At 65.2% G+C, this 10,721-nt stretch carries 11 protein-coding genes; 7 read left to right on the top strand and 4 right to left on the bottom strand.

Annotated features, from left to right (window positions below):
- Nucleotides 1-256: aldehyde dehydrogenase family protein (locus tag ACAG21_RS12035; RefSeq protein ID WP_370496292.1), on the top strand; the 256-nt coding region annotated here is incomplete at its 5' end.
- Nucleotides 257-269: 13 nt separating this feature from the next.
- Here the strand turns inward: ACAG21_RS12035 and ACAG21_RS12030 are convergent.
- The gene (locus tag ACAG21_RS12030) at nt 270-1,205 is read right to left on the bottom strand and encodes a R2-like ligand-binding oxidase (protein ID WP_370496290.1); all 936 of its coding nucleotides are present in this window, start codon (nt 1,203-1,205) and stop codon (nt 270-272) included.
- Nucleotides 1,202-1,894 carry a TetR/AcrR family transcriptional regulator gene (locus ACAG21_RS12025; protein WP_370496289.1) on the bottom strand — a complete coding sequence of 231 codons (693 nt, stop codon included), beginning with the start codon at nt 1,892-1,894 and terminating at the stop codon, nt 1,202-1,204. Before ACAG21_RS12025 ends, ACAG21_RS12030 begins: the two co-directional genes overlap by 4 nt.
- Nucleotides 1,895-2,101: 207 nt before the next feature.
- On the opposite strand from ACAG21_RS12025, the gene ACAG21_RS12020 reads away from it, so the two are divergent.
- From ACAG21_RS12020 to ACAG21_RS12010, 3 genes are all read left to right on the top strand, one after another.
- Nucleotides 2,102-2,635: a TetR/AcrR family transcriptional regulator gene (locus ACAG21_RS12020; protein WP_370496288.1), complete on the top strand. Its 534-nt coding sequence runs from the start codon at nt 2,102-2,104 to the stop codon at nt 2,633-2,635.
- A 78-nt stretch (nt 2,636-2,713) separates the two neighbouring features.
- Entirely contained in the window at nt 2,714-3,406 is a 693-nt protein-coding gene (locus tag ACAG21_RS12015; protein ID WP_370496287.1) for an MIP/aquaporin family protein, read from the top strand.
- Nucleotides 3,407-3,652: 246 nt separating this feature from the next.
- A complete protein-coding gene (locus ACAG21_RS12010; RefSeq protein WP_370496286.1) occupies nt 3,653-4,501 on the top strand; it encodes an aldo/keto reductase in 849 nt (282 codons plus the stop codon).
- Between the two features lie 276 nt (nt 4,502-4,777).
- On the opposite strand, the gene ACAG21_RS12005 is transcribed toward ACAG21_RS12010, so the two are convergent.
- A complete protein-coding gene (locus ACAG21_RS12005; protein ID WP_370496285.1) occupies nt 4,778-6,487 on the bottom strand; it encodes an acyl-CoA dehydrogenase family protein in 1,710 nt (569 codons plus the stop codon).
- A gap of 121 nt (nt 6,488-6,608) precedes the next feature.
- Between ACAG21_RS12005 and ACAG21_RS12000 the strand changes: the two genes are divergently transcribed.
- The 3 genes from ACAG21_RS12000 to ACAG21_RS11990 are packed head-to-tail and all read left to right on the top strand — an operon-like array spanning nt 6,609 to nt 9,601.
- On the top strand, nt 6,609-7,589 hold the full coding sequence (locus ACAG21_RS12000) for a phosphotriesterase-related protein (protein ID WP_370496284.1): 981 nt from the start codon (nt 6,609-6,611) through the stop codon (nt 7,587-7,589).
- A complete protein-coding gene (locus ACAG21_RS11995) occupies nt 7,582-9,072 on the top strand; it encodes an AMP-binding protein (RefSeq protein ID WP_370496283.1) in 1,491 nt (496 codons plus the stop codon). The genes ACAG21_RS12000 and ACAG21_RS11995 overlap by 8 nt, the downstream gene beginning before the upstream one ends.
- Nucleotides 9,073-9,121: 49 nt before the next feature.
- A complete protein-coding gene (locus tag ACAG21_RS11990; RefSeq protein WP_370496282.1) occupies nt 9,122-9,601 on the top strand; it encodes a YbjN domain-containing protein in 480 nt (159 codons plus the stop codon).
- Here the strand turns inward: ACAG21_RS11990 and ACAG21_RS11985 are convergent.
- The gene (locus ACAG21_RS11985; RefSeq protein ID WP_370496330.1) at nt 9,598-10,707 is read right to left on the bottom strand and encodes an acyltransferase family protein; all 1,110 of its coding nucleotides are present in this window, start codon (nt 10,705-10,707) and stop codon (nt 9,598-9,600) included. The two genes, ACAG21_RS11990 and ACAG21_RS11985, sit on opposite strands and share 4 nt — an antisense overlap.
- Nucleotides 10,708-10,721: the final 14 nt, after the last annotated feature.

Here is a 10,721-nt window from a genome sequence, read left to right as displayed (position 1 = left end):
CGCCGACATCGACGAGGCCATCGAGATCGCCAACGCCACCACCTTCGGCCTGGGCTCCAACGCCTGGACCAACGACGAGACCGAGCAACAGCGCTTCATCGACGACATCGAGGCCGGGCAGGTGTTCATCAACGGCATGACCGTCTCCTACCCCGAACTCGGCTTCGGCGGCGTCAAGCGTTCCGGTTACGGCCGCGAGCTCGCGGGCTACGGCATCCGCGAATTCTGCAACACCAAAACCGTCTGGGTCGGCTAACGCCTGCTCGGCGCTAGACCGCGGCCAGGGCCCGCTCGTCCTCCTCGGCGAAGGTGTCCTCGAGCTGCAGCGGTGAGTAGTCGAGGTCGATTTCCTCGAGCGGGCGGCCGCGGGCGCTGGAGATGGTGCCGAACCGGCGCATCCCCTTGTCCGAGGCGTACTGCATGGAGTCGTCCGTCGACAGACCGAACGGCATCGGGTCATAGAGGGCAAAACCCTCTTCGATCAGCCGCAGTCCGAGCGGCATCAGCTCGTTCATCCGCGTTTCGAAGACACCCCAGTTGGCGTCGTCGGCGGCGACATGGCGCCGGCAGGTGAAGGTGCCCCAGGCCATGTGGCGTCGCTCGTCGTCGCCGATGCGCCGGACCAATTCCTGCATGCCGGGCAGGATGTTGCGTTCCACGCAAATCCTGTGCCAGATGTAGTAACCGGTCAGCGCCAACATGCCCTCGACCATGTGGTTGTAGGTGACCGACGCCCGCACCTGGGCGGCCGGTGACGAGTCGACCGTCAGCGCATCGAGACACGCCGGCAGTTCTTCGTAGAAGATCGTGCGGTAGGTCGGCACGTCGTCGATGAGGTTGTTCAGGTCCTCGGTGACGCCGACGGCGTCGAGCCACATCCGGAACACCTGAACGTGCTTGGCCTCCTCGAAGGCGAACTGCGTCAGATACATCTCGTCGCCGAGCCGGCCCTCGGCCCGCATCGCGGCCATGAACGGCTGGATGTCCTGGGTCACCGATTCCTCGCCGGCGATGAACTCGGCGCACAGCAGGGTCGCGTAGCTGCGTTCGTCGTCGGTCAGGCGTTCCCAGTCTTCGCGATCGCGGGAGAAGTCGATGGCCGCCGGATCCCAGAATTTCGCATTGCCGCCCGCAAAGAGCTTGAGCGGCAGGCTATCCCAGTTGAGACCGCCCTGGGACATTGAAGCAACTCGGGTTCGATTCATGTGACCTCCTCGGATCGCGATGGGGCTGGGTGAACGGAGGCATTCGGCGCTGCCGCGAAGGCGGCGGCGAGCACCGCGACGAGCCTGCGTACGGCCAGCGCAGGCTGCTCGGGGCTGGGCTCGTCGAGACCGAGGATCGGGTCCAGGCCGCGCATGTAGGGCGCCAGCGCCAGGTGCGGGAAGATCAGCAGCAGCAACGACAGCAGCACGTCGGTGTCGGCATCGGCGCGCAAATCGCCACGCTTGCAGGCGCCTTGCACCAACGGTCGCAGCACCTCCAGGTAGTGGCGGTGGATGACGCTGCGCACGCTGACGCGGGCGTCCGTGTCGACCTCCAGGGTCGCCGCGGCATGCAGCGAACGCTCATGCGGATGCTCGGCGAAGTAGGCGACCCATCCGTCGAGCAGCTCGGTGAGAAATTCGAAGAACGGCCGGTCAGGGTTGAGCTCGCGGATGAGGTCTTCCATGCAGACGCGCACCCGTTGGCTGCCGATGTCGGCGATGAACGCGAACAAGTCGCGCTTGTCCGCGAAGTACTGGAAGAGACTGCCTTTGGCGACGCCGGCCCGGCGCGCGATGACGTTCAGGCTGCCGCCGGAAAATCCGTGGGCCCCGAATTCGGCCTCCGCGGCCTCGATGATTGCCGTGCGACGAGCGGGGTCAACCCGCGCCCATGTCACCGTTGGCATCGGACCTCCTTGTCTGGATGACCACTGGTCATCTTAGCGTGAGCTGCGTCACAGTCAAGCCCTTCAGTCGTGGCAACAGATCAATACACGGACCGACGCCACCGGGTCATAATCATGAACGTCATGTTCAGTAATGATGAAGAGGCGTCCATACCTGTGAACCAACCCCGGGCTCGTCCGGGCCGACCGCGCAGCCAGGAGTCCCGGGTGGCCGTGCTGAGTGCAACGTCCGAGCTGATGCACGAGGTCGGCTTGCGAGCGATGACGACCGAGCAGATCGCCGCCCGGAGCGGGGCGAGCAAGGCGACGATCTACAAGTGGTGGCCCAACAAATACGCCCTGGCCGTCGAGGCCTTTCTGGCGGAGATGGCGATCGAGTCGGCCGATCACGACACCGGATCGGCGCGCGAAGATTTGCGGCTGGCGCTGCGCGGAATGACCCACTTCTATACCAGCGCGAGCGGCCGCGCCTATGCCCAACTCATCGGCGAGGCGCAATTCGACCCGCAGGTCGGTGCGCAGCTGCGCGACTATCTCGTGAGCTCACGGCGCAAACTGGTTAGGGCAATTTGGGATCGCGGTGTCGCGCGGGGTGAATTGCGGGCAGACATCGACCCAGAAGTCGCGATCGACCTGATTTTCGGGCCAGCAATGTACCGGCTGGTCGCCGGCCACGCTGCACTCGACGACGCCAGCGCCGACGCAATCGTGGACGCGGCCATGCGCGGACTGGGTAACTGAGACTGAGGTCACTAGCTCCAACGGGGCACCACGGTTAGTTTAGAAACTAAACGTTCAGTATTCGATTGGAGCAGTGCCATGGTGTCCACCGCCCCCCGTGCCGCCAAACGCCCGCGGCCCTCGAAAGCAAGCCCCCACCCCACGACGCGCAAGCTTGTCGTCGAGTTCATCGGGACGTTCTTCCTGGTATTCACCGTCGGCGCCAGCACCCGTGCCAACGCGTCGCTGGCACCGCTCGCGATTGGCGCTGTGCTGATGGTGATGGTCTACGCCGGCGGCCACATTTCCGGCGGACACTACAACCCGGCTGTGACGGCGGCGGGGCTCGTCCGCCGCAGAATCAGTGCCGGTGAAGCGACCGGGTACTGGGCAGCGCAACTCAGCGCAGGGCTACTCGCCGCGGTCGTTACCGGCGCGACGATCGGCGCATCGCCCGTCCATACCTTTGCACCCGACGGTCATGGCATGACGAGTGCGCTTATCGTCGAATTCCTTTTCACCTTCGCCCTGGCCTATGTCGTGCTGAACGTCGCAACCAGCAAGGACCATCCAGACAACTCCTTCTACGGGCTGGCGATTGGTTTCACGGTCGTCGTCGGCGCGGTGAGCGTGGGTGATATCTCCGGCGGCGCGTTCAACCCCGCTGTCGTTCTGGGCGGCGCCGCAATGGGGTTGCTCGGTTGGTCGACGCTGATCTACCTCGTCCCGGAACTGATCGGCGGCGTGGCCGCCGGCCTGGTTTTCCTCGCGCTCAACCCAGCCGATCGGTGACCGGCACGCGATGACTGGTGACATGAACGTGGCGAACTGCTTTCGCGCCACGCTGGCTGCCAAGCGACGCAGCGCCGAGCTTTACCACGGCCTAGCGTCGACCGTGGGAGTGCCATGAGGACGACCGAGATCCGGATGCAAAGTGGCACAAGTGATTCCGGCGACCTCCCCCGGACCGGACCGCCCACGGTCTGACCCCATCGTCAGGACCAACGATATCCAAATCACTATCAGGAGAACCATCAGATGAACTCGATAGCGTCGATCACGCTCAATGACGGCAACACCATCCCCCAACTGGGCTTCGGCGTGTTCCAGATACCACCGGATCAGACCGCCGCAGCGGTGCGTTCTGCGCTTGCGATCGGTTACCGCCACATTGACACCGCGCAGATGTACGGCAACGAAAGCGGAGTCGGCCAAGGCATCCGCGACGCCGGGCTGGAGCGCGACGAGGTGTTCATCACTAGCAAACTCAACAATGGACATCATCGGCCCGACGACGCGCGGCGCGCATTCGAGGCCACGTTGACTGCCCTCGGCTCGGATTACGTCGACCTCTTCCTCATCCACTGGCCCCTACCCACCCGCTATAACGGCGACTTCGTTTCGACGTGGAACGTGTTAGAGGAATTCGCCAAGGACGGACGGGCACGCAGCGTCGGCGTGTCGAACTTCCAGGTTCCGCATCTGCGTCAACTCGCCGAGGGATCGCACACTGTGCCCGCGGTCAACCAAGTCGAGCTGCACCCGTACTTCACGAACCAGCGGGTCGTTGCCTACCTGCGCCAGCACCAGATCGCGACGGAAGCCTGGTCCCCTATCGCGCAAGGGAAGGTCCTGGACGATGAGCTGATCACGCGTATCGCCGCCGCGCACAACAAAACGCCGGCGCAGGTGGTGCTGCGTTGGCACATTCAGAGCGGCCACATCGTCATCCCCAAGTCGGTACACCGCGAACGGATGGAGTCCAATATCGACATCTTCGACTTCGCGCTCAGCCCCGATCAGATGGATTCCATCAGTGGCCTTGACCGTGGCGATCCCGGTCGCACCGGTCCTCACCCCGACACATTCGACAGGATGCCCGACTGAGATTCGACACCCTGTCGGCAGCTGTCGCTTCACGCCGAATCGCAGGTGAAGTCACCGTTGCTGGCTAACATTCTCGTGATGTTGGACCACTGGCCCATCGTCGGCAGAAGTAGGGAGATCGACGAGTTCAGCCAACTCTTCGCAGGGGGTCAACCCGGATGTGTTGCGGGACCGGCGCTGGGTCTCGCCGAGCGTCACGCCAGCGTGACGCCACCATCCGATCGCCACGCTGGCGTGACGCTCGCGTGCGGCCAGCCGGGCGCTCGAGCAACAGGCCTACGGCCGCATCTGATAGGCGCCGTTGATCGGCAGCACGTGTTCCTTCCAGACCTGGTCGTAGCGTGACTGGTCGAACACCGGGCGACGAATCATCCGCATTGCGAACCCGGCCTGCGCGTCGGTGGTGGCGCGTTTGTCCGCCAATTCGACGGCGTAGCTGTTGAAGTCGCGGACCAGCACCGCGAAGATCTCGTCGATCAGCGCGTCGTCCACTCCAGACAGCGGGGCCTCTTCCAGAATCAGCTGCGCGTAGGGCACCGTCGCGAACAACTGGCCGACCCCGAACGCGAAGTCAATATCCTTCTGCTGCACCGTATCTGGCGTCGCGCTGGCCAGCATCTCGGCCAGCACGTCGATCTGCTCGCGCAGTAGCGCGACGTTGGGCAGGTGCGCGAAGCTGTCGAACGGCGCGCGCCAATCGTGGAAACGGACCTTGCCCAATCCCCCGGTCGGGCCCTGGTTGAACAGGAACGAGTCGTCGACGGCCTCGTCGCGGCGCCCGATCACCGGTAATTCGCTGTCCGGCGCGAACAGGTAGTTGGGCATGAACTTCGCCAGCAGCCCGATGTTGATGTGGACGGTGCCTTCCAACCTGGGCAGCAGCCCGATCTCGCGGGTCATCGCCTCGAAGATGGTGTCCTTCTCCACGCCCTTGGCGGCGATCACGTCCCACAGGGCGGTGATCACCCGCTCGCCCTCGCTGGTGATCTTCGCCTTGGTGAGCGGGCTGTAGAGCAGGTAGCGGCGGTCCTCGGCCGAGGCGCTGCGCATGTAGTCGCAGGCCCGGGTCGCGACGAGCTTCATCGCGATCAGTCGCGTGTAGGCCTCGGTGAGCAGCCGTCGCACGTGGCTGAAGTCGGTGACGACAGTGCCGTACAGGTAGCGGTTGGAGGCATGGGTGACCGCCTCGTACATGGCGTGGGTACACATGCCGACCGCACCCCAGCCGAGGTTGTACTTGCAGACGTTGACGGTGTTGAGCGCGGCATGGAAGGCACCGGGGCCGCGGTGCAGGATGTCGGCCTCGGTGACCGGATAGTCGCTCAGGCGATAGTTGGCGACGTAGTTCTGCGAGTTGACGACGTTCTTGATCAGCTGGTAGCGATCGTGCTGGGAGTCGGCGACGAAGAAGACGTACTCGTCTTCGCCGTCAGAGGGGCCGGCGATCTTGCCGAAGGTGGAGACCATCCGCGCGGCGTTGGCGTTGCCGATGTAGTACTTCTCGCCGCTGGCCGTCCAGCCGTTCTCACCCGGCGTCAGGATCATGTCGGTCTGGTAGACGTCGGCGCCGTGACTCTGCTCCGACAGGCCGAAGGCGAACACCTCGCCCTGCTCCAGCTGGGCGGCGGCCTTGCGCTTGGCGTCTTCGTTGTCGCTCATCCAGATCGGGCCCAGGCCAAGTGCCGTGACCTGGAACGGGTACCAGTAGTTCAGGCCGTAAAAGCCGACGATCTCGGCGAACTCGCTGATTCGGTAGGTGTCCCAGCGACAGTCGGCAGCGCCGTACTCCGACGGCGTCAGCAGCGAGGCGAAGATCCGTTCCCGGCCGATGTGGTCGAGGAAGTCGGAGTACCACGCCCGCGCGTGGTCGTCGGCCTTCAGCCGGGCCTTGCCACGGGACTCGAAGAAGTCGACGGTGGCGGCCATGATCTCCCCGGATCGAGCGTCGGGGTATTTACGGTTCAACTGGTTGGGGTTGAGCAGCATGCGGCAGACGGTACGCCGATGTGCGGACTCGCGGTATCAGCCGACGGCGGGCCGCGGAAATAGGCATTGTCTGCTTGATTGCCCCTTTTGGACGACAACCACCCGGCCTAGCATCAGCCACGTGTCCGAACTAAATACCGCCCGGGGATCCATCGATACCGCTGATCTCGGCGTGACGCTCATGCACGAGCACGTCTTCATCATGACCACCGAGATCGCGCTGAACTATCCCGACGCCTGGGGCGACGAGGAAAAGCGGGTGGCCGACGCCATCGCCCGGCTCAACGAGTTGAAGTCGCGCGGCGTGGACACCATCGTCGACCTCACGGTGATCGGGCTGGGCCGCTACATCCCCCGCATTGCCCGGGTAGCCGCGGCCACCGAGCTGAATATCGTTGTGGCGACTGGTTTTTACACCTACAACGACCTGCCGCTGCGGTTCCACTACGAGGGTCCGGGCGGCATGCTGGGCGGCCCGGAGATCATGACCGACATGTTCGTCAAGGACATCGAGGAAGGCATCGCCGACACCGGCATCAAGGCCGGGATCCTCAAGTGCGCCACCGACGAGCCGGGCGTCACCCCCGGCGTCGAGCGGGTGTTGCGCGCGGTCGCCCAGGCGCACAAGCGCACCGGCGTGCCGATCTCCACGCACACCCACGCCGGGCTGCGCCGCGGGCTCGAGCAGCAGCGCATCTTCGAAGAGGAGGGCGTCGACCTGAGCCGGGTGATCATCGGGCATTCGGGCGACAGCACCGACGTCGGTTACCTCGAGGAGCTCATCGCCGCGGGGTCCTATCTCGGCATGGACCGGTTCGGCCTCGATGTGATCTCACCGTTCGAAGAACGAGTCGGCATCGTGGCGCAGATGTGCGAACGCGGGCACGCCGACAAGATGGTGCTGTCGCACGACGCCAACTGCTACTTCGACGCGCTGCCCGAAGAACTCGTTCCGCAGATGGCACCCAACTGGCACTACCTGCATATCCACAACGACGTGATCCCCGCCCTCAAAGAGCGCGGCGTCACCGAGGAGCAACTGCACACCATGCTCGTCGACAACCCGCGGCGCATCTTCGAGCGGCAGGGTGCATATGAGTGAACCGATCCCGCCGATCGGCGCCCAGATTTCGGCGCTGGCCCAACTCGCCCCCGACGAGGCGGCCCTCACCTGCGACGGCGTGACGCTCACCCGCGCCGAGCTCGACCGCTCGACGAACCGGCTGGCGCGCGCCTACGCCGAACGCGGCGTCGGCGTCGGCGACTACGTCACGATCCTGCTGCCCAACTCCGTCGAGTTCGTGCAGGCCGCGGTGGCGTGCTGGAAGCTGGGCGCGGTACCGCAGCCATTGTCGCCGCGACTGCCCGCCGCGGAGTTGCAAGGCCTGCTGGACTTGCGGCCGCGTGCCCTGCTGGTGGGCGCCGAGCACCCCGAAATACCAAGCGTGGTAAAGGGTTTCATCCCCGATGCGGCATTGTCGGATGCGCCGCTACCGGAGGCGGTGTCGCCGACATGGAAGGCGATGGGGTCCGGCGGCAGCACCGGGCGACCCAAGCTGATCGAAGCCGGTGTCGACAGCCGCCTCTCACCGCTGGCGGCCTACGCGATGGGCGCACAAGATTGCGACACCACCTATGTTCCGGTGCCGCTATCTCACAACACCGGGATCACCATGGCGGCCCTGGCGTTGATCATGGGCCACCACCTGGTGTTGACCGACCGGTTCGATCCGCACGAATTCCTGCGCGTGATCGCCGATCATCGCGTCACCTTCATGGTGACGGTGCCGACGATCATGCAGCGGGTGCTACCGGTTTACCAGGCCAACCCGCAGGCCTACGACCTGTCATCGATCCGGCGGTTCTGGCACCTGGCGGCACCGTGCCCGCCGGCCATCAAGCAGGCCTGGATCGACCTGCTCGGTCCCGAGAAAGTGTGGGAGTTGTACGGCGGCACCGAGTTACAGGCGCTGACGTTCATCTCCGGCGACCAGTGGCTGACCCACCCGGGTTCGGTCGGCGTCGTCGTCAGCGGCGAGATGACGGTGCTCGACGATCACGGCAACCCCTGCCCACCCGGCATGGAGGGGGAGATCTACATGCGGCCCGCCCCGGGCAGTGCGCCGACCTACCGGTATATCGGGTCGACGGCGAAAACCCACAACGGCTGGGACTCGCTGGGTGATCTCGGCTATTTCGACGCCGACGGTTTCCTGTATCTGTCCGACCGGCGGGTCGACATGTTCACCGTGGGCGGCCGCAACGTCTATCCCGCGGAGATCGAAAGCGCGTTGTCGGCACACCCGGAAGTATTGTCCTGCTTGGTCGTTGGCATTCCCGACCCCAACGCGGGCGATCTGGGCCAGGTGCCCTACGCGCTGGTGCATACGACCGCTGACTCGACGCTGGATGCTGCGGGGGTACAGGATTTCCTGCGCGCCAACATCGCGGGCTACAAGGTGCCACCCACCCCCGACTTCATCGAATTCGTCGACACCCCGCTACGCGACGACGCCGGCAAGGCCCGACGCTCGGCGGTCCGGGCCGAGATCATGGCACGGTTGCAGGCCGCCGAAGCGAGCTGACCCGAAGGCACCAAGGATTCTTCAAGGCCCCGGCCGCACGATCAACGCCATGCAAATCGAGCCGTTGAGCCCGGAGCTGATCGAACGCTATCTGCGATCGCACCAGTTGCGATTCTTCCGCAGCGACGACGGCGCGGAATTCATGATGGTGCTGTCCCACTATCAGCGAGGCAAGCTGCACGTGAACCTGCGGATCAACGGATTACGGCCCGACATCCTGGAGATCTCGATCAGCCCCGCGGGGTACTACCAAGCCAGCGAGCGCCCCCGCCTGATGGAAGTGGTCAACGACTGGAACCGCGACAACCACTGGCCCAAGGCGTTTGTCCGCGAGTGCACACAGCCGAGCCATTTCAGCGTGGTCGGCGAGAGCGCTTACCTGCTGACCGACGGCATTCACCTGGCGGGGCTGGGCCACTTCATCAGGTCCACCGTCGAGTACGGCACCGACCTGATCGAGAAGATCGAACACGCCGTCAGTCTGCCGTCCGCGGGCGCACTGGAAGAGTGGATGGACCGCACCGGCTAGGGCGCGATGGCGTCCGCCTCGGCATCTATCGCCGCAGCGGTCGGTTTCTCGCGTTTCTCCCAGCGGCGCAACGCTTCCCGGCACGGCGATTCGACCAGGGCGTAGCTCACCGCCGCGATCGCGAAACCGAAGATCAGTGTCAGCATCAACACCGTCGGCATGTTGCCGGTGAACGGAAACGTCCCGACCACCGGGAACACCATGGCCAGCGCGGCCAAGTGCCAGATGAACAGGCCGTAGGACCAGCGGCCCAGGGTGACCATGCCGGCACTGCCCAGCAGCCGGTGGCGGGTGGTGATCCGATCCAGCACCAGCGGTGCGACCAAGGCGAACGCGACGATCGACCCCATCGCCGTCTTCAACGCGAACTGCGCCGCGGTCTCCGGCGTCAGCCCCTCCGGACCCGCCAGCGGAGAGGCGGCCACCAGAAACGCGGCCAGTGCGATGGCAGCCATCAGCACCCGCCGGCGCGCCAATCGGTGCGGCAGCCCGGTCGGGCTGTGCACCCACTCGGCCAGCAGCATGCCCGCGGCGAACCAGGAGAAGAATGCCGGCGGCCAGTTCAGCGGATTGCCGGACCCCGAGTGGCCGGCGAAAAAAGGAAGCCAGCCCCACCCCCAGCTGAGTGCCGCCAGCGCGGCGATCGCCGGCACCCGGGCGCGCACCGGAATGCGGCGGGCCAACAGCGCGAGAATCGGCAGCGCCAGATAGAAGCTGACCTCGACCGAGAGGCTCCACATCTGGGTCAGCCCACCGGTCAGGGTGAGCGGCACATAGATCTGGGTCAGGGTGAGGTTTGCCAGCCAGACGGTCGGGCTGGCGTGATCCGCGTCAGGCAGCAGAGTCAGGATCACGACGACGGCCACCAGATAGGCCGGCATGATGCGGACTACCCGCGATCGCAGGTAGTGGCCGGTGGGCGGGCGGGCTCCCACGTTTCTGGCCGCTGCGGCATGGCCACGCCACAGCAGGAACCCCGACAGCGCGAAGAACACCGCCACGGCAAGGTCGAAGCGGCCGAACAGTCGCCCGTCGACACCGCTGGAGTGTCCGGTCTGGAAGGCCACGTGCGTGATGACCACGCCCATGGCCGCGCAGGCGCGCATACCCTCGACTGCGG

Origin of the sequence: Mycobacterium sp. pR1184, assembly GCF_041287235.1 — a bacterium.
Taxonomy (GTDB): domain Bacteria; phylum Actinomycetota; class Actinomycetes; order Mycobacteriales; family Mycobacteriaceae; genus Mycobacterium.
This window is presented reverse-complemented; position numbering and strand designations above follow the sequence as displayed.

Bases quoted from the DNA above. Each gene is read 5' to 3' on its own strand.
- ACAG21_RS12030 (WP_370496290.1), bottom strand. From the start codon at position 1,205: ATGAATCGAACCCGAGTTGCTTCAATGTCCCAGGGCGGTCTCAACTGG.
- ACAG21_RS12025 (WP_370496289.1), bottom strand. From the start codon at position 1,894: ATGCCAACGGTGACATGGGCGCGGGTTGACCCCGCTCGTCGCACGGCA.
- ACAG21_RS12015 (WP_370496287.1), top strand. From the start codon at position 2,714: ATGGTGTCCACCGCCCCCCGTGCCGCCAAACGCCCGCGGCCCTCGAAA.
- ACAG21_RS12010 (WP_370496286.1), top strand. From the start codon at position 3,653: ATGAACTCGATAGCGTCGATCACGCTCAATGACGGCAACACCATCCCC.
- ACAG21_RS12005 (WP_370496285.1), bottom strand. From the start codon at position 6,487: ATGCTGCTCAACCCCAACCAGTTGAACCGTAAATACCCCGACGCTCGA.
- ACAG21_RS11995 (WP_370496283.1), top strand. From the start codon at position 7,582: ATGAGTGAACCGATCCCGCCGATCGGCGCCCAGATTTCGGCGCTGGCC.
- ACAG21_RS11990 (WP_370496282.1), top strand. From the start codon at position 9,122: ATGCAAATCGAGCCGTTGAGCCCGGAGCTGATCGAACGCTATCTGCGA.
- ACAG21_RS11985 (WP_370496330.1), bottom strand. From the start codon at position 10,707: ATGCGCGCCTGCGCGGCCATGGGCGTGGTCATCACGCACGTGGCCTTC.